Source organism: Ktedonobacterales bacterium (genome assembly GCA_036557285.1).
Lineage (GTDB): Bacteria > Chloroflexota > Ktedonobacteria > Ktedonobacterales > DATBGS01 > DATBHW01.
Genome location: DATBHW010000081.1, coordinates 1 through 18,430 on the forward strand (window position 1 = coordinate 1; position 18,430 = coordinate 18,430).

Consider the following 18,430-nt stretch of genomic DNA (forward strand, 5'->3'; position numbering starts at 1 on the left):
CAACTTGATACAAGTGGTTCTTATGAGGGTTTCGCTCATAGGAATGAGTATACTACAGACGAGCCTATCTGTCAAGCGAGAGGAGGGGGCGCTTCCTCCCACGTCGAAAGCGCGTGGGTATCCGCGCCCAAAAACTCATGAAATAATGCCTGCAATGGGACTTGCAATTTATGCAAAAGGAGGGTATTTCTATGGGTGCGAAACGCACTAACTGGACAAGGCTGCCGATACGCATGTGCTAATAGCAAGCAAGGGGCTAGGGCTGATTGGGGCCAAGGTGTCTGCGGACCAGGCGCACGTAGTCTTTGAGCGCATCGTGCCCGCCGAGTGGGCGTACCCCTTACATGTGAATCTGATTCGGCATGGGCGGCGGGTCTGCCACGCGCAGCGCCCAGACTGCGCGCATTGCCCGCTGCGGCTGGAGTGCGCCTATTATGCAGGCTTGCAAACAGAAATATAAAATATAGAGGGATGCCATGATTGATCTGCGAAGCGATACTGTAACTCTGCCCACGCCCGCGATGCGCGAGGCGATGTACCGCGCGGAGGTGGGCGATGATGTCTTTGGCGACGACCCAACCGTCAAAAAGCTGGAGGAACTGGCCGCCGCGCGTATGGGGAAAGAGGCAGCTCTGTTTGTACCCAGCGGCACGATGGGCAATACGGCTGCGGTGATTACGCACTGCCAGCGCGGCGATGAGGTGATTTTGGGGGATCGCGCGCATATCTTGCTCTATGAAGGCGGAGGCGCGGCGACGTTTGGCGGATTGCCCCTGCGGGTATTGCCGAATCTGGAGAATGGTTCGCTGGACCCGGAGCAGGTCGAGCGAACGCTCCAGCCAGCCGACTGGCCCTGGCCGGGTACGGGGCTGCTGTGCCTCGAAAATACGCACAACGATTGCGGCGGGCGCGTGGTGACGATGGAGCAGATGCGCCGATTGAGCGAGATTGCGCATCAGCGCGGCACGCCGGTCCATCTCGATGGGGCGCGCATCTTCAACGCCGCGCTGGCGCTGGACGTGCAGGCCAGCGAGATTGCCGCCTATGTTGATTCGGTGATGTTCTGTCTCTCCAAGGGACTGAGCGCGCCGGTTGGCTCGCTGCTGACCGGAACAGGTGAGTTTATTGCGCGCGCCCGCCGGACGCGCAGAATGCTGGGCGGCGGGATGCGCCAGTCGGGTGTGCTGGCCGCAGCCGGAATTGTGGCGCTGGAGCAGATGGTGGACCGTATGGCCGAAGATCACGCCAACGCGCGCCGATTGGCCGATGGGCTGGCCGAGATTCGCGGGCTAAACGTTGATCCGGCGGTAGAGACGAATATGGTCTTTTTCAACCTGCGCCGCGCCGATGGCACGCCGCTTGACCAGCAGCCCTTTATGCGGGCGGCACGCGAGGCGGGCGTGCTGGTGATTGATATGGGGCCGGGCCGCATTCGCACCGTGGCGCATTATGGTATCACGGCTGAGCATATTGATACGGCGCTGGTGGCTTTCAATAAGATTTGCCGGGAACAACCGGCGCTGATTGGGCGCTAGAGCGTCTAAAGCTCTGGTTTGCCTTTGTCCTGGTCCACCAGCGAATAGCGAAAGCAATCGCTGGTGTGATCGTTGACCATCCCCGTTGCCTGCATGAAGGCGTAGCAAATGGTCGAGCCGACGAAGGCAAACCCACGTTTTTTCAAGGCTTTGCTCATGGCAGCGGATTCTGGTGTCTGCGCCGGAACGTCTGCTAATGTGCGCCAGGTGTTTGTTCGGGGCTGGCCGCCGACAAACTGCCAGATATAGCTGGCAAAACTGCCGTACTCGGCGCAAATGGCAAGGAAGGCTCTGGCGTTCTGAATGGCTGCCGCAATCTTCAGGCGATTGCGGATGATGTTCTCATTGGCGAGCAGTTGCGCGACTTTGCGCTGGTCATAGGCGGCGATGCGGGCAGCATCAAATTGATCGAAGGCCACGCGGTAGCTCGCGCGTTTTTTCAAAACGGTTTCCCAACTCAAGCCTGCCTGGACCCCTTCCAGGATAAGGAACTCGAAGAGCTTCCGGTCATCATGGACCGGCACGCCCCACTCTTCGTCGTGATACTGCATCATCAGCGGGCTTTTTGCCCAGGCGCAGCGGGTGAGCGCAGCAGAAGGATGCGTTGTTACTTGATCTGGCTGTGATTCCATATCGCTCCTCTCGGTTTCAATGGACCTGCTCATAGAACGAACGAGGGCAATCGGAACGTTGTATGTTCTTTCTTATCTATTGCTCTTGACCGTTTTATCTTTGCTATGCTACAATCCTGGCAGACATTAGCATGCCCTAATATCCTAGTAAGCAACTAGGATATTGGCGCACCCCCGACTCTGTTATTCATCCAACGATGCTGAGGAAAAAGCTCTATGGTGTCTCAACACACGGGAGCCGCGACGGCCAAGGTCGAGGAATATCTGGAGACGATTTATAACATGGCGATGGAGGGTGAGGTGGTAATTGGCGCGCGGCTGGCTGAAAAGTTTCAGGTTGCGCCGCCGTCTGTGACGGAGATGCTCAAGCGGCTGGTGCGCGATGGCTATGTGGAGATGGACAGCCGCCGCCTGGTGACGCTTACCAGCCAGGGTCAGGAGCTTGCCGAGGGGGTGCTGCGCCGCCACCGGCTGACGGAGCGTTTTCTGGTTGATATGCTGGGTATGGGCTGGCATGAGGTGCATGAGGAAGCCTGCCGTCTGGAACACTTCATCTCCGGCGCGATGGAGCAGCGGGTGGTTGCCACGTTAGGCAATCCGACGACGTGTCCACATGGGAATCCTATCCCTGGGGCAGTGCCGGATGCCAAAGGCTATCTCGCTGCCCAAAACGCTTTCCGGCTCACCCAGGCCGATACCGGGGAACTGGTGCGTATTCTGTGCATCTCGGAGGTGGTGGAGGATGAGCAGGAGTTGATCTCCTATCTCAATGAGAAGGGACTGAAACCCGATCAAACTATTCGCCTGGACGGCTACAGCGAGGCCGAGGCATCGGTCTTGCTGAACGTGGCCGACCACGAGGTACACATTCCTGAACGAGTTGCCAATAAAATCTGGGTGGTGATGGCCTGAGCCGTTGCGCCCATCCCCGATGAAAGAAAAAAATTGTAGATCATCCGGGAAGCCTCATTACCGGAAAGGATAGTAATACGAATGTCCAATGGGATGATTCTCCTCTTAGGCGCGTTTGCCGGTTTCACCATTTACTTAGGACTTCCCTTTGCGCGACTATCAAATCCCCCGCGCACGCTGCAAGCCTTCCTGAACGCGCTGGCAACGGGTATCCTGATCTTTTTGCTCTACGATGTGGTCGCAGAGGCTAGTGAGCCGATTGACGATGCGCTGAAGAGCGCGGGAGAGGCGGGAGGTTCGATGGGGCCGCTGCTGGGCGATGTGGCTCTGCTGGCGGTGGGGCTGGGTGTGGGGCTGCTGGGGCTGGTGTATTTCAATAAGTTTGTGATCGCGCGCGCGAAGCCGCAGGTGACGGGCACAGAAATCACCGAAGTGAATCCGCGCACGCTGGCCCTGATGATTGCCGCCGGGATTGGCCTGCATAACTTTTCTGAGGGTCTGGCGATTGGGCAATCGGCGGCGATTGGCGCGTTGCAGCTTGCCTGGGTGCTGATTATCGGGTTCGGGCTGCATAATATGACTGAAGGCTTTGGCATCGCTGGCCCGGTGAGCGGTTCGCGCGTTTCCTGGGGCTTCATTGGCCTGGCGGGCCTGATTGGCGGCGGTCCGACGTTCCTGGGAACAGCCCTGGGTATTTCGGTGCATTCTCCCCAAATCTTTATCCTCTTCCTGGCGCTGGCGGCAGGCGCTATCATCTATGTGGTGGCTGAACTGCTGGCCGTGGCGCGCCGCTTCAAGGCGCAGGAAGTGATTATGTGGGGCTTACTGGCCGGGTTCCTGCTGGCCTATTGCACTGATTTGATTGTGTCGTTCGCCGGTTCGTGAGATGAGCGCGATTTCCCATGCTGCCTGTTATCCAGGGTTTTGACGAGCGGGATCGCCCCGATCCCGCTATCTTTTCTGCCTGCGTGCGCTGTGGCCTCTGTCTGCCGCACTGCCCCACGTATCTGGAGACGCTGCGCGAGACTTCTTCGCCGCGTGGGCGCATTCATTTGATTCAGGCCGTCTCTGAGGGGCGCTTGAGTGTGACCAGCCCTGGCTTTGTGGGCCAGATGTATCAATGCCTTGATTGCCGGGCGTGCGAAGATGTTTGCCCATCCGGCGTGCAGTATGGTCGGCTGGTGGAGGCGGCGCGCACGCAGATTGAGCGCGCCAGACCGCGCCCGCTCTCGCAGCGCGTGCTGCGGCGGTTTGTCTTCGGCGTCTTATTTGATGATATGCGCCTCTTTCGCGCGGCCAGCCGTCTGCTCTGGCTCTATCAGTGGAGCGGCGCGCAATGGCTGGCGCGTCGGCTGGGCATTTTGCGCGCGCTGGGGCTGCGAGAAGCTGAAACGCTTTTGCCGACGCTGCCAGCGCGCTTTTTGCGGCCAGGCGGCCAGGTCTTTGCGCCGACCTGGGGCGAACAGGGTCGGCCCTATAAGCGGGTCGCCCTGTTTGCGGGGTGTATCATGAGTACCGCCTTCGCGGAGACGGATCGCGCGACGGCGCGGGTGCTGGCGGCCAATGGCTGCGAGACGCATATTCCGGCGGGCCAGGGCTGCTGCGGCGCGCTGACTATCCATGCGGGCGAGATTGATCGCGCCCGCGTGCTTGCCCGCCGCACGATAGAGGCGTTCGAGCGCCTGGAGGCGAAGGTACCCTTTGATGCAATTATCGTCAATGCGGCAGGCTGTGGCGCGGCGCTCAAAGAGTATGGGCATCTGCTGCGTGAGGACCGGCAATTTGCTGGACGCGCCGCAGCCTTCAGCGCGAAGGTGAAAGACATCACCGAGTTTCTGGGCGATCTGGAGCAGCGCGGCGCGCTGAACCCGAATATGCGCCCGCTGAAGCTGACCGTTACCTATCAGGAGGCGTGCCATCTGGCGCATGCTCAGCGCGTCAGCGAACAGCCCCGACGCCTGCTGCACGCTATTCCGGGTTTGTGTCTGGTGGAGATGGATGAAGCGGCGCTGTGTTGTGGCAGCGCGGGTATCTACAATATCACCGAGCCGGGGATGTCGCGCCGCCTGCTCGCGCGCAAGATGCAGCACGCGCTGGCGACTCAAGCAGAGATGATTGTCTCCACGAATCCCGGCTGTATGCTGCAACTTCAGGCGGGCGTGCGCGCCGCTGGCGCGCCTGTGCGCGTGGCGCATCTGGTTGATCTGTTGGATGCCGCCTACAAGACAGAGCGATGAAGCAGGCTGCCCGATGGGTCTATGCTTTGGGGCGCTTGAAAACGAGTTGGGACCAGACAGGCGTGCTGCTGATGGTGCTGACCAGTTCCCATCCTTGATCCCCCAGGTGATTCGCGTAGGCATAGGCGAGCCATCGTTGGCCCCATACTTCCTGGCCGTTTACTGAAAATACTTGCTGGCCCTTATCCGAGCGTATTTCGCCCGCCACGGTTACGAACAAATATTCCCACTTCTGCATGGCTCGCTTCTTTCCAGTACTCTTCTGGTTAATACTCGAAAATCATCTGGAGCAGGCCAAGCTTGATGGTATCGTGACGGCGCAGCAACTGGCGCTCGTAGGGGGTGAGTTCCAGTTCGCCCAGCGCGGTTTTGTTGACGCTGCCTAAATCTTCGATGTAAAAGAGGCCACGCTCGTACCAGATACGGGCGTGCAGACGGCTAATGCTGCGTTTCGTATCGTAGGGGGCCAGGTCAATATCTGGCCTTTGCTGGCGGTTTGGGTCGGCGCGGCCCAGGATGGCGGGGAAGCGCGCGATGGGGACGACTTTTTTGCGCTCGCTCTTGCCCAACAGGAGCCGCGCCCGGCCAGGGATATGCAGGGTATCTCCTTCGTGCTGATCTACGTGGTCGAGGGTGATGTCTGCGTCAGGATCAACCGCTGGTGTGGCCTGCGCGGCGGCTGATTGCGCGCTGGCTGTTCCACTTTTGAGCGATTCGAGCGGGGCAGTGCGGAAGGAGTACAACTGGGGAGCCAGCCTGCTAGAGCCGGGCGCGCGTTTTGGCAGGCGCTCTTGCAAGGCTTCGATGGTAGCCCCAAAGGTCGGCATGTCGGGAAAGCGCAGCGAGGGATGCTTGGAGAGCGCCTGCTCGATGAGGGTCTGAAGCTCAGGCGGCGTTTCGCCGCGCAGAGGCCGCAGATTGGGGACGGGCTGGCTCAATTGAAGGACGCGCGTGTCAGCCGCCGAGCGTCCTACAAAAGGCGCTCGCCCGGCGATCATCTCGAATAAGACCAGGCCCAGCGTATAGACATCGGTTGCCGGACTCATGTCGCCATTCTGAAGCTGCTCCGGGGCAGCGTAGCGCGGGTCGGTCTGAAGCAAGGGGGTTTCGGCGCGCTCTTGCTCATCATAGCCCAGCGCCTGGAGGAAACCGCGCAGGCCAATATCCGCCGCCAGCGCGGTGTCGTAGCGCCCGGCGGTTTCGATATGGATGCGTTCGGGGCGCAGGTCCAGCCCGACAACCTTTCGGCTGTGAAGGGCGTTGATGCCTTGCGTAAGCTGCTGGGTGATTTCCAGGGCGCGAGCCAGTGGCAGCGCCTCTTGATTGAGGAGTTCGCGGAGCGGGCGGCCTCGCAGGTCGGTGACGAGAAAATATTCCCCTTGATCGAAGCCAGCCTCTTGCAGATGCAGCAGGTGTGGATGGAGCAAGGTGGTCAACGTCCTGGCCGAGCGCAGTGCCTGCTGCGCGTGGGTGTGATCGGCTCTGGCTGGAGGGCGGGCGAGCAGAAGCGCCACCGGATCGTTTGTTGCTGTGTAGGTGGCACTGAAGAGAGCGGCAGCCGCGCCGGGGATCAAAGCTGGTCCCAGGTGGTAGAGGCCATTTACGATGCGAGGGGGCTGCTGCGCCAAGACTCTTCACCCGCTTTCCTGGTGGAAAATCCTGTCCTCTTCAGGATTCCCTGCGCCCTGTATTCTAAATTGCCTTTCTCTGAATGTCCAGCGCGGCAGGAAATCTTATGTACCTGGCTTGATAAGAAAGAAGGTCAGGGTGAGCTAGCTCCTTTCGTGAAGCAGAGCCATGAGGCGCGACATCGTTTCGCCCGCGTTGGCGCGCAGCACGATGTCGGCGCGCTGGTCGAGCGGCGTGGGTTCGCGGTTGATGATCACCAGCGGCGCTCCACGCTCCACTGCCAGCATTGGCAGGCGCGATGCCGGGCTGACACGCAGGGATGAGCCGATGACCAGAAAGAGATCACACGTTTTTGCCAGGGCGATGGCTCGATCCAGTTCGGCGCGCGGCACCGGCTGGCCGAAGAGGATGGTGGCGGCTTTCAGATAGCCGCCACAGCGTTCGCACTGCGGGTCTTCATCTCCGGCCTCGACGCGCTGCTGAAGTAGACTGATTGACGAGCGCGTGCCGCAGCGCGTGCAGGCTGCCATGCGCGACGTGCCATGTAATTCGATGACGCGCTCTGGCGAGTTTCCGGCGTCCTGGTGCAGCCCGTCAAAGTTCTGGGTGATGATGCCGCTGAGCTTATTCAGACGCTCTAGTTCGGCCAGCGCGTAATGCGTCGGGTTCGGTTTGGCTCCAACAACCTGCCCACCCAGCACGCGGCGTAGTTCCCAATAGCGTTTGCGCGCCTCTGGTTTGCTGATGAAATCCTGATACGTGCCAGGGGGATAGCGCCGCCAGATGCCATCCGGGCTGCGGAAGTCGGGGATGCCCGATTCGGTGCTGGCTCCCGCGCCGGTGAGTACGACAATCTGGCTGGATATTTCCAGAAACTCAAGAAGGTCTTCAATCGCTTCTTGTGGGCCAGAAGAGAGCGATTCAGATGCCATGAGGCGCCCCTATCTCTCACGCCTATTTCTCAAAAGAAGCCCTCCAGATGGCTGCCAGGTAGTTCAGATGGCTGGCGGCCTCCCTGAAGGGCTAGATCATACCATGCGTACTGTTGGTGGGCGTGCTGGCAGGCTAGCGCGCTAGGAAAGCTGGTAGTGGGTCTTGTGGTAATAGACCATGCCCTGGTTAGCTACCTTGACGGGCAGCAGTTCCTTGAGCATGATGAATTCGCCGCATTTCGCGCACTGCCGCGCGGTGAGGTGGTTCATTTCCTCGCGGTTTGCCAGCGAGGCGCGCGCTGTCTTGGAAAGTTCGCCCCTTCTCGCCATCTTGTTGTACTCCTTCGGGTTGGATGATGTTGTGAGACTCTATCGAATAGTACTGGAGAGGTTGTCGTTTTGCCGCACTGCGCCGGGCAGCGCGCTCCTCTATTATATCATGCCTGCCCCGGCTTGTCTAATAGCTCCTGGCTTCCGCTGGCGCTTTCGACGCCAGGGCCGCGCTGCTTGTGCTGGGCAAGCAGCGCAATCAACCAGGTTTCGTCGCGGATGGGTACGCCGAGCTTCTGCGCTTTGGGCAGTTTGGAGCCTGCGTCCTCGCCGACGATCAGATGGTTGAGTCCTTTGCTGACGCCGCTGGCAATAGCTCCGCCAAGCTGCTGAATAGCTTCTTCGGCCTGGGGGCGCGACATGCTTTGCAGCCGTCCGGTGAGCAGGAAAGTCTGCCCGGCCAGCGGCCCCGTTGCCAGCGCAGCGCCGCTGCGGTCATTTTCCATGCGCGCGCCTGCCACCTGGAGTTTTTCGATGACTTCGCGGTTGCGCGGCTGCTGAAGCCAGAGATAGAGGCTGTGGCCGATCTTGGGGCCAATGCCAGCCAGCGCGGTGATCTGCTCTTCGCTGGCGGCCAGAAGCTTCTCCATCGTCTCAAATGAAAGCGCAACGGTCTGAGCGGCTTTTTCGCCGACGTAACGGATGCCCAGCGCAAAGAGCAGGCGCGAAAGCGGGCGCTGTTTGCTGGCCTCAATGGCATTGATGATGTTATTGGCTTTCTTTTCGGCGAAGCCTTCCAACTTAAGCAGGTCGTCTTTGGTCAGGCGATAGATGTCGGCAGGGTCTTTCACATAGCCAGCCTTGATGAGATCGTCGCAGAGTTCATCGCCCATGCCTTCGATGTCCATTGCGCCGCGCGAAACAAAGTGGCGGATCAGTTCGGTCAACTGCGCCTGACAGTTTTCCGGCAGGTTGGAGCAATAGGCCATCGCCTCGTCTTCGTTGCGAATGACGGGCGCGTCGCAAGACGGGCATTTGTCGGGCAACTGGTATTCGGGCGGTGGAGGATCGGGCCGCTTCTCGATGATCGGCTTGACGACCTGGGGAATGACATCCCCTGCGCGCTGCACCACGACCCAATCGCCGATGCGCAGGTCTTTGCGGCGAATGTCGTTTTCGTTGTGCAGGGCGGCGGCCCTGATGATGGTGCCGCCGATGTTGACGGCTTCCAGCACAGCATACGGATTGAGCGAGCCGGTGCGGCCCACGTTGACGCGAATGTCGAGCAGGCGTGTCGTCTGCTGGATGGGCGGAAACTTGAAGGCGATGGCCCAGCGCGGGTCGTGAGCGACGACACCTAGCTCATCCTGCTGGTGGCGATCATTGATTTTGACGACCACGCCGTCAATCTCGTAGGGAAGCTGGAAACGATCCTGCTGCCATTTCAGACAAAAGGCGATGACATCTTCCAGGTTATCGAAGAGTCGGGCGTTCGGGTTGACCGGAAAGCCCCAGCCGCGCAGCAGTTCGAGCAACTGCCATTGAGTGTCAACGCGCAAGTTGTCATCCTGGATGTACCCGATCTGGTAGCCGAAGTATTCCAGGTTGCGCCTGGCAGTAATTGACGGGTCTTTCTGGCGCAATGAGCCAGCGGCGGAGTTGCGCGGATTGGCAAAGAGCCGGGGGCCTTTCTGCTCACCCGTCACGGCTGCGGCGGCTTCGGGGAGGGTGGCTGCAATGGCCTCAACGTTTGCTGCTTCTGTGGCAGCGGCGGGCGAGGCGTTGGTAGTGGAGCTGGCCTGGCGCGCGCGCTCGGCGGCAAGGGCGATCTGTTCGTTAAGCTGCTCAAAGCTCCTGGTGGGCATGTAGACTTCGCCGCGCACCTCTACCTTCCGTGGGGTGGGTCCGCCGTTGTTTGCGCGCAGGCGCTGCGGGATGGGGCGAATGCTGCGGATATTGGGAGTGATGTCTTCGCCCACAAAGCCATCGCCGCGTGTGGCTCCCAGGGTCAGGCGGCCATCTTCGTAGGTGATAGCTGTCGCCAGGCCATCAATTTTGAGTTCGCAGACATAGGCGAAGGTGGCGTTGGGCAAGATCGCGCGGGCTCGACGCTCCCAGGCGCGCAGTTCCTCGACGTTGCGGGCGTTTGCCAGACTGAGCATCGGGACCGGATGGATGTGCTTGGCAAAGTCGGTGGTGACGGCGGCAGCGCCTACGCGCTGTGTGGGCGAGTCGGGCGTCTGAAGTTCGGGATGCTCCTGCTCGATGGCTTGAAGCTCGCGCACCAGCATATCGTAGTCGTAATCGCTGATGGTCGGGTTGTCCAGCACATGATAGTTATAGTTGGCATCGTCTATCTGGCTGCGCAGTTCGTCAACGCGCTTGATCAGCGCGTCGGCGCTTTCCAGGGTAGATTGGCCCTCGGCGGCTGGCGCGCGTGGCGCGACCTCTTCAGAAGCAGTTGGGTCGTAGGCCATAGAAAACCCTCCCTTGCTACAAGCTGATGGGTGATGAGCGTGTTACTGGTCTATTTCTTCCGGCTTTTCTTTCTCTAGCTTTTCTTTGTCTTTCCCTTCTTTTCGATTCTTTCGGATGCGGCAATGAGTGTTCCCGCCTATTGGGGAGAGCCAGGAACCAATGGCTTCTTAGAATGCCTCACACAACCGACGGGTGGCCCCACCCCTGCCGCCTGGAAGGACGGCGCTCCAACCCCGCCCCTGCTCGTGCGGAGGTTGTGTGAGGCGCTCTTAGGAACTGATGGCTTCGTAGTGATGGACGACAGGGCTATCCTGAAAGAGACCGGCGATATGGCTGCGATATTCGGCAAAGAGCGGCGATTTGCGGAAGCCTTCGGTGTGCGCCTCCAGACTATCCCATTGTACTACGAGCATGAAGCGCCCGGTGTCTTCAATGCAGCGGTGAACGGCGACGGAGTGGCACCCGGCGTCACGGCGCACCACTTCGATTCCCTTCTGGATGCCCTGCGCGAAGGCTTCTGCTTTGCCGGGGACGGCCTGAAAGATGGCGATTTCGGTTATCATGGTTTCGCGTTCCTTTCTCTTTTTCAGCTCTTTTTCAGCACTGCTCTTTTCAACGCTTTTTTACTGAGGTGCTCGCTCTTGGGTGGTTTTCTCAAGCACGATCTGCATGCGCGCTACATCAGACGACGGAGCGATGTTTTCATCGGCCCAGGTACAGACCAGGCGTGGTGTGAAGCCGCACGCGGCTGCCAGGGCGCTGAACTCGTCGGGCGTGAACATCTGGAAATCAAAATGGTCGCCGCCGCGCTCGCCCGCTTCATCCAGGTACCGCAAGACCGAATGCAGGCGACGGTCTTGCAGGTAGGTGTTCGATTCGACGATGATGCCGTTGATCTCCCGACGTTGAGAACCCTGCTGGCGCTCGTAGAAGGCGCGATTGTACATGTCAATGATGAAGCGGCCACCAGGCGTTAGCTTGCGATGCATTTGCCGCAGCAGATCAATATTGGTCGCCTCATCGAAATAACAGAAGCTCTGCCACATGTTGATCACGGCGTCGAATGCGCCGGGTACCTCCCCAACCTGGCGCATGTCGGCGATCAGATAGGTGATTGCCTGGCCTGCCCGCGCCGTGCGCTGCTGGGCTTCGGCGATGGCTGCTGCGTCTCGATCAAGGCCCGTCACCTGATAGCCGCGCCCGGCCAGTGGGAGGGCATGTCGGCCATAGCCGCAGCAGAGGTCGAGCAGGCGTTGATAGCGCGGCAGGGGGAGCTGTCGCGCCAGGAAGGCCACGTCTTTGCCCGTCCATTCCTCAGTCTGCAAGGGCATAAAAAGCTGAAACCATAACGATGAATAGGCGTTGGTGGTCATAAATCCTCGCTATCGCTACAGAGACGGGGCTGAAGCCAAATGGACGCGGCTCCAGCATCACGCGCACATCCAGTCCCTGATTGGCGGCGTTCTCCAGCGCGTTGATCGGGGAAGGGGAGCGATGCAGAGCAGCGCGGCCAGGCTGCGCCAGCCAGCGACACGGAAACGCAAAGCCACTCGTTCTATCGCTACCAAAACGCTACAAGAAACTATCGGCGGCTCGGTTATCCGGTTTTGCCCGGATAGCAGCAAGTCGCCGATAGCGTAAGCTCTGCCAGAGGGTGTTGTCAACTCCCTGCTGTAGTATCTTCCAGCCTTATGGGTGTGGGTGGAAGAAGATGAAGAGCGGGGCCAGCACAAGCGTGATGGTGCTGAGCAGTTTGATGACAATGTGCAGCGATGGTCCGGCGGTATCCTTGAAGGGATCGCCGACGGTATCACCGACGACGGCGGCCTGATGGGCCGGGGTCTTCTTGCCCAGGATGGCGCCCTGATCATCCTTCAGGAAGCCTGCTTCGATGTATTTTTTGGCGTTGTCCCACGCGCCGCCGCCGTTGTTCATCACCAGCGCCATCAGAATGCCGCCAACGGTGCCAACCATCAGGAATCCGGCGGCAGCCTCCGGGCCAAGCGCCAGACCGACGATAATGGGGCAGGCCACGACCAGCACGCCAGGAATGACCATCTGCCGCAGGGCGGCCCTGGTGCTGATGTCTACGCAGGTGGCGTAGTCGGGATCGGCCTCACCAGCCATGATCTTAGGGTTGGCCTTGAACTGGCGGCGCACTTCCTCGATCATGCTCTGGGCAGTTGCGCCAACGGCCCGAATTGCCAGCGAGCTAAACAGGAAGATCAGCGCAGCGCCCAGCAGCGCGGCGATGAAGATCGGCGGGTTCGCCAGGTTGACGCTGTAACTGGTGCCGCCCGTGGGGGTGTAGCTGCTGCGCTGGAGAACATCCAGATAGGCGCTGAAGAGCAGGAACGCGGCCAGCGCGGCGGAACCGATGCCATAGCCTTTGGTGAGGGCTTTGGTGGTGTTGCCCACGCTGTCGAGCGCATCGGTGACGACGCGCACTTCGTCAGGCGCGCCGCTCATTTCGACGATGCCGCCCGCGTTGTCGGTGATGGGGCCAAAGCTGTCCATTGCCAGGATATAGGACGCGCTCATCAACATTCCCATTGTTGCTACGGCGGTGGCGTAGATGCCACCTGTGCTGATGATGCCGCCAGTCTGACTGGGGATGCCTGCGAGGGTGCCAAGCCAATAGGCCAGGCCCAGCGAGGCGCAGATGGCAAGCACCGGCAGCGCCGTGTTCTCAAAGGCAACGGATAGCCCCGCGATGATATTGGTGCCTGGGCCGGTCTTGCTGGCCTCAGCGATCTGTCGCACCGGACGCCACTTGCCGGACGTGTAGTACTGGGTGATGTAGACGAAGGCGATGCTGTTGAGGATGCCAACCACGCCAGCCGCCGCGAAGTAATACCAGCTATCTTTATCCAACAGGAAATAGCTTAAGGCGACGATGCCAATGAGCGACAGTGCTGCGGTGACGTAGTAGCCGACGTTCAGGCGGCCCATAGCAATCACGCCTGCATCGCGCTCTGCGCCTTCGCTCGGCTCTTTCAAGCCGGTAGAACGAACGGCCAGAAGGCCGATCATCGAAGCGATGATGCCAAAGCCAACCACGACCAGCGGGAAGATGATCCAGCCGACATTCTGCTTGCCCAGGCTGACGTAGACAGCGGCGCCCAGGATCATCGCGCCGATGTTTTCGGCGGCGGTGGACTCGAAGAGGTCAGCGCCACGTCCGGCGCAGTCGCCCACGTTGTCGCCTACGAGGTCGGCGATCACGGCGGGGTTGCGCGGGTCGTCTTCGGGGATGCCTGCCTCAACCTTGCCCACCAGATCAGCGCCGACATCAGCCGCCTTGGTGTAGATGCCGCCGCCAAGCTGGGCGAAGAGGGCTACGAAGCTGGCCCCAAAGCCGAAGCCGACGATCAGCACCGGGGTATCTTCTACCGAAGAGCCAAGCGCGTTGTAGATCACATAGACAAGGGTGACGCCCAGCAGACTCAAGGCGATGACCAGGAAGCCGGTGACTGCGCCCCCACGCAAGCCCACCAGCAGCGCGTCGCCAAGGCCATTGCTTGCTGCGCTGGCAACCCGGCTGTTGGAGCGAACGGCGACGTTCATGCCCACCAGGCCGGAGAGAATGGAGCAGCCCGCGCCGATCAGAAAGGCGATGGCCGCGCGTATGGCAATGCCAAGCGGCATTACCCCTGCGATTGTGCTGCCGTTGCCACTGAGCAAGGCGAGCAGCACGCCTACGACAACGGCGGCTCCAAGAGCGAGTAGAGCGATGGTAAGATACTGGCGTCTGATGAACGCCTGTGCGCCCTGGAAGATGGCACGCGCCACTTTCTGCATACCCTCATTGCCTTGATCGAGCCGCAGTACCCAGCGGGCCAGATAGATGGCGAGGAGAATTGCCACCACGCTGGCGGCGAGCGGTACAGCAATCCAAATGAAATTGTCCACGTAAACTTTGCCCTCCTAGTGCTATCATCAACGCCGCGCTGCGTTGGAGCAGGGCCGCGCGAACATGTGTCCATTCCATGCTGCCACCGCCGCCATATACCAGGAAGGGGATTGCTTGCGGTGTCGCCTGGGGGACGTGCGGCCATGCAGAAGCCACCCACATGCCTTGCGGTTCTCTCAGACGTTGGATGTTGGCATTACTATAGCATAGTGTTTGCGAAATTGACAAGTTGCTTGTAAGAAACCCGTCTCGGTACTCAAAAAGCCTTCCGAGAAGGCGTCTCAGACTACTCAGGTAAGTGGCTGAGTTTGCAAGAAATGTGCCTACCAACAATCGAGGGGCGCGCTGCCTGAAGCACATATGCTATACTGTTGGGTGGCGCTCTCGCCCGCGCCTTCGGCGGCGGGTGCTTGCAGGCCGCTGACGCGGGGCAGCCCTTGTGGGAACCGGGTTCCCGCATTCTCGCTCGGCTGCGCCTCGCTCGCGGGCTGCCACTGGGTTCCCGCACTCTCGCTCCCGTTGGTCGCTCGCGCGCCCGCGCCAGAACTCTTGCAGAAGGCCATATCTGTGAAAGCAGTTATCTATCACCGCTACGATGATGTGCGTGTTGAGGATATGCCCATTCCTGAGATTGGGCCGGATGAGTTGTTACTTCGGCCCGCCGGATGCGGCTTGTGTGGGTCGGATATTGCCAAGATCGTCGGGCAGATCGCGCCGCCGGTCATCCTGGGGCATGAGCTGGCGGGGCGCGTGGCGGCGGTGGGCGCGGAAGTCGCAGCGTTTCGCCCAGGTGATCGCGTGGTGGTAGCGCACCATGTACCCTGCGGCGCGTGTCACTATTGCCGTCATGGGCATCCTTCGATGTGCGCTCGCTTCAAGACCAGCAATATCTTCCCCTCCGGCTTCGCCGATTACGTGCGTGTGCCTGCTGAGAACGTTCGCCAGACTACGCTGCCTCTTCCCGATCACCTCAGTGATGAACACGCCTCGTTTACCGAGCCGCTGGCCTGCTGTGTGCGCGCGGTGCGCCGCTCCGCGCTTCTGCCGGGCGATACGGCGCTGGTGATCGGGCTGGGGTCTATCGGCTTGCAGATGGCGCAGGCCGTGAAAGCAGTGGTGGACAGGGCGCGGGTGATGGGCATTGATATGCTGGAAGAGCGGCTGGAACTGGCGCGAGCGTTGGGTGTGGACCTGGCGCTGCACGCGGAAAGGGGCGATCTGGCAGAGCAGGTGCGTGCCTGGACCAATGGGCGCGGTGTGGATGGTGCCATCCTGACGGCGGGCGGCGCTCGCGCCGTCCAACAGGCGCTGGGGCTGGTGCGCGCAGGAGGAACGCTCAACCTTTTTGCCTGCCCGCCGGGTCTGGTAGCTTCGATTGATCTCTCGATGGTCTATCATCATGAACTGACGCTCACAGCCAGTTATTCGTCCTCACCGGCTGATCTGCGCGCATCGCTGGAGTTGCTGTCTTCAGGGCAGGTGCGCGTCGCCGACCTCATCAGCCATCGGCTGCCGCTGGAACAGTTTCACGAAGGCGTTGAACTGGCGCGCGCGCAGCAGGCGCTAAAGGTGTTCTTGGTCAACCAGGCGTGAGAAATACCCTATAAAAGATAAAGGAGCAGGTTTGTGGCAGAACAAAATCAGTTTGATGTGCTGGTGCTGGGGGCTGGCGTCGGCGGCTATCCTGCCGCGATTCGCGCCGCCCAGCTTGGAGCCAGGGTGGCGATTGTCGAGAAAGAATATCTGGGAGGCACCTGCCTGAACGTGGGCTGTATCCCCTCCAAGGCGCTGATCCATATTGCCGATACGCTCAGAAACTTCGATCTGTATGAGGATTTTGGCATTCACACGGAGAAGCCGAAGTTCGATATGCGCCAGGCGGTTGCGTTCAAGGAGAAGGTGGTGAAGCAGTTGACCGGCGGCGTGGGACAACTCCTCAAGGCCAACGGCGTCAAAGTTTTTGAGGGGCTGGGTACGCCGCTTTCGGCAAATCGGGTGCGCATCGAGGGCAAGGATGGGACGCAAGAGGTGACGACGAGCAAGCTGATTCTGGCGAACGGCTCGGTAACGCTGAAGCCGCCGTTTCCGGGCATTGATGGCGAGCGCGTGATCTTCAGCGATGACGCACTGAGCCTGAAAGAAGCGCCAAAATCGCTGATCTGCATCGGCGGAGGCGTGATTGCCGTTGAACTGGCCTGCGCCTTTGCGGCGTTTGGAACTAAAGTGACGGTCATCGAGATGCTGCCGTCAATTGTCGCCACCGAAGACCCGGATGCGATCACCTTGCTGACGCGCGAGATGAAGAAGCAAGGTATCGAGATTTTTGTTGATTCGACGGTACAGTCCATTGGCGAGAGCGGCAAACAGAAGCAGGTCATTGCTAAGACGGCGAGCGGCGAGCAGGCGTTTACCGCTGACTATGTGCTGGTGGCGGTGGGGCGTGGCCCCAACAACGCTGGACTGGATGAACTCAAGAAGCAAGGGCTGGCGATGGACCGCGCTCGCGTGAAGACGAATGAGCGAATGGAGACGAACCTGCCGGGCGTCTACGCGGTTGGTGATCTGGTTGGCAAGACGATGCTGGCGCATGTGGCCTCGACGGAGGGCGAAATAGCGGCGGAAAACGCGATGGGCCACGATGCGACGATGGATTATAATGCCTATCCGCGCCCTATCTATACGCACCCGGAGATTGCTTCGGTGGGGCTGACCGAGGCGGCGGCCAAAGAGCGCGACGCATCAGCGCGCGCGGAAAAGTTTCCCTTCCGGGCGAACGGCAAGGCGCTCTCGATGGATGAGGCGGATGGCTTTGTCAAAGTCATTCTAGGGCAGTATGATGAGGTGCTGGGCGCGACGATCATCGGCCCCGACGCGACGAATCTGATTACCGAGTATACACTGGCGATGCGTGCCGAACTCACCAGCGACGAGATTATTGCGACGATCCACCCGCACCCGACGCTCAGCGAGGCGCTGCGCGAGGCGGTGCTGGCGGCGGAAGGCCGACCTATTCATATTGCCCTCCGCCAACCAGCCGCGCGGCGCTAAGCGTTTCTCAAACGCATCTTATTTGAATTGCCAGAAACGCTCGATCTCGATGCCAGGATAGGTGCGGCGGAGCGAACCCATGTAGTCTTCGAGGGACCGCTGCATCTTATCGGCGCTGCCAAAAAGGACCGGAATCTGGCTCTTATAGCAGATGAGCGCGTCTTCTTTCAGGCGCAGCGAGCCGGAAACTTCGACAAGCTCGGCTTCCAGGCTGCTGCCCAGTTCTCGCCTGCGCGTGTCGAGCGCGCCAGGCGTGGCAACATAGGGGAAATCTTCGTAAAACTTGATGTTCGCGCCCTGCTGCGCCAGGCGATCACCCGCCGAGCAGCAAAGCTGGTGATCGACGTGGTGGCCGACGCCCAGCGGCACATAGAAGGTTGCCAGGGGGGCGCGCCGATAGACTTCCAAGAGGAACGTTCCAAGCTGCTCATCCAGGCTAAAGTCATTGGCATCAACCTGTCCAAAGAGTGCTTCGTTGTTTTGGTAGTAGGGCGGTACGCCGCGATAGATGGCGTCGAAGTGGTCCAGCCAGAAGGTATCTGCTCCCAAGGTGGAGATGGCTTCTTTATCTTCCCGCCGCCGCGCTTTGACGACTTCGTGGGGACTGGCGGACAGGCCCATGTCCTGATGGGTCTGGCGGGCGAAGCCGCCGGGCTGCTGGTCTTCAGGTGGCACGCCTGCAAAGGCGGTGATAACCAGCGCCTTCAGTCCACAGGAGGTCTGAAGGCCGATGGAGCCGCCACAGGAGAGCGCAGCGTCGTCGAAATGTGGCGAGAGATAGATATGGCGATAGCGGCGATCAATCTGTTCAAGGCTGGTGATTTCCACGAGTTGTATCCTTTCT

Annotated in this window: 18 protein-coding genes; 8 read left to right on the top strand and 10 right to left on the bottom strand. The window is 60.2% G+C overall.

Going from position 1 to position 18,430, the window contains the following annotated elements:
* Window positions 1-235 precede the first annotated feature (235 nt).
* Together VH599_21805 and ltaE are read left to right on the top strand one after the other, a co-directional pair.
* A complete protein-coding gene (locus tag VH599_21805) occupies window positions 236-460 on the top strand; it encodes a hypothetical protein (GenBank protein HEY7350959.1) in 225 nt (74 codons plus the stop codon).
* Window positions 461-476: 16 nt separating this feature from the next.
* A complete protein-coding gene (gene ltaE, locus VH599_21810; protein HEY7350960.1) occupies window positions 477-1,535 on the top strand; it encodes a low-specificity L-threonine aldolase in 1,059 nt (352 codons plus the stop codon).
* A 5-nt stretch (window positions 1,536-1,540) separates the two neighbouring features.
* Here ltaE and VH599_21815 read toward each other — a convergent pair whose 3' ends face one another.
* The gene (locus VH599_21815) at window positions 1,541-2,167 is read right to left on the bottom strand and encodes a DNA-3-methyladenine glycosylase I (protein ID HEY7350961.1); all 627 of its coding nucleotides are present in this window, start codon (window positions 2,165-2,167) and stop codon (window positions 1,541-1,543) included.
* 216 nt (window positions 2,168-2,383) lie between these two features.
* Here VH599_21815 and VH599_21820 point away from each other — a divergent pair, with 216 nt between their 5' ends.
* From VH599_21820 to VH599_21830, 3 genes are all read left to right on the top strand, one after another.
* The gene (locus VH599_21820; GenBank protein HEY7350962.1) at window positions 2,384-3,079 is read left to right on the top strand and encodes a metal-dependent transcriptional regulator; all 696 of its coding nucleotides are present in this window, start codon (window positions 2,384-2,386) and stop codon (window positions 3,077-3,079) included.
* A gap of 81 nt (window positions 3,080-3,160) precedes the next feature.
* A complete protein-coding gene (locus tag VH599_21825; GenBank protein ID HEY7350963.1) occupies window positions 3,161-3,964 on the top strand; it encodes a ZIP family metal transporter in 804 nt (267 codons plus the stop codon).
* Window positions 3,965-3,981: 17 nt separating this feature from the next.
* Window positions 3,982-5,316, top strand: a complete 1,335-nt coding sequence (locus VH599_21830) for a heterodisulfide reductase-related iron-sulfur binding cluster (GenBank protein ID HEY7350964.1) — start codon at window positions 3,982-3,984, stop codon at window positions 5,314-5,316.
* 19 nt (window positions 5,317-5,335) lie between these two features.
* Here VH599_21830 and VH599_21835 read toward each other — a convergent pair whose 3' ends face one another.
* The 7 genes from VH599_21835 to VH599_21865 all read right to left on the bottom strand — a co-directional run bounded on the left by VH599_21835 (window position 5,336) and on the right by VH599_21865 (window position 11,998).
* Window positions 5,336-5,554 carry a hypothetical protein gene (locus VH599_21835; protein ID HEY7350965.1) on the bottom strand — a complete coding sequence of 73 codons (219 nt, stop codon included), beginning with the start codon at window positions 5,552-5,554 and terminating at the stop codon, window positions 5,336-5,338.
* Window positions 5,555-5,582: 28 nt separating this feature from the next.
* A complete protein-coding gene (locus tag VH599_21840; GenBank protein HEY7350966.1) occupies window positions 5,583-6,944 on the bottom strand; it encodes a protein kinase in 1,362 nt (453 codons plus the stop codon).
* Between the two features lie 144 nt (window positions 6,945-7,088).
* Window positions 7,089-7,877, bottom strand: coding sequence for a Sir2 family NAD-dependent protein deacetylase (locus VH599_21845; GenBank protein ID HEY7350967.1), 789 nt, complete (start codon window positions 7,875-7,877; stop codon window positions 7,089-7,091).
* 141 nt (window positions 7,878-8,018) lie between these two features.
* The gene (locus VH599_21850) at window positions 8,019-8,207 is read right to left on the bottom strand and encodes a hypothetical protein (GenBank protein ID HEY7350968.1); all 189 of its coding nucleotides are present in this window, start codon (window positions 8,205-8,207) and stop codon (window positions 8,019-8,021) included.
* 107 nt (window positions 8,208-8,314) lie between these two features.
* Window positions 8,315-10,624, bottom strand: coding sequence for an NAD-dependent DNA ligase LigA (gene ligA / locus VH599_21855; GenBank protein ID HEY7350969.1), 2,310 nt, complete (start codon window positions 10,622-10,624; stop codon window positions 8,315-8,317).
* A 270-nt stretch (window positions 10,625-10,894) separates the two neighbouring features.
* A complete protein-coding gene (locus tag VH599_21860; GenBank protein HEY7350970.1) occupies window positions 10,895-11,188 on the bottom strand; it encodes an antibiotic biosynthesis monooxygenase family protein in 294 nt (97 codons plus the stop codon).
* Between the two features lie 60 nt (window positions 11,189-11,248).
* Complete coding sequence (locus VH599_21865; protein HEY7350971.1) at window positions 11,249-11,998, bottom strand: class I SAM-dependent methyltransferase; 750 nt, start codon at window positions 11,996-11,998, stop codon at window positions 11,249-11,251.
* On the opposite strand from VH599_21865, the gene VH599_21870 reads away from it, so the two are divergent.
* Window positions 11,991-12,266, top strand: a complete 276-nt coding sequence (locus VH599_21870) for a hypothetical protein (GenBank protein ID HEY7350972.1) — start codon at window positions 11,991-11,993, stop codon at window positions 12,264-12,266. The two genes, VH599_21865 and VH599_21870, sit on opposite strands and share 8 nt — an antisense overlap.
* Window positions 12,267-12,314: 48 nt before the next feature.
* Here VH599_21870 and VH599_21875 read toward each other — a convergent pair whose 3' ends face one another.
* A complete protein-coding gene (locus tag VH599_21875; protein HEY7350973.1) occupies window positions 12,315-14,537 on the bottom strand; it encodes a sodium-translocating pyrophosphatase in 2,223 nt (740 codons plus the stop codon).
* Window positions 14,538-15,105: 568 nt separating this feature from the next.
* Here VH599_21875 and VH599_21880 point away from each other — a divergent pair.
* Together VH599_21880 and lpdA are read left to right on the top strand one after the other, a co-directional pair.
* A complete protein-coding gene (locus VH599_21880) occupies window positions 15,106-16,131 on the top strand; it encodes an alcohol dehydrogenase catalytic domain-containing protein (GenBank protein ID HEY7350974.1) in 1,026 nt (341 codons plus the stop codon).
* Between the two features lie 33 nt (window positions 16,132-16,164).
* The gene (lpdA, locus tag VH599_21885) at window positions 16,165-17,586 is read left to right on the top strand and encodes a dihydrolipoyl dehydrogenase (protein ID HEY7350975.1); all 1,422 of its coding nucleotides are present in this window, start codon (window positions 16,165-16,167) and stop codon (window positions 17,584-17,586) included.
* An 18-nt stretch (window positions 17,587-17,604) separates the two neighbouring features.
* On the opposite strand, the gene VH599_21890 is transcribed toward lpdA, so the two are convergent.
* A complete protein-coding gene (locus VH599_21890) occupies window positions 17,605-18,414 on the bottom strand; it encodes a PIG-L family deacetylase (GenBank protein HEY7350976.1) in 810 nt (269 codons plus the stop codon).
* Between the last annotated feature and the right edge of the window lie 16 nt (window positions 18,415-18,430).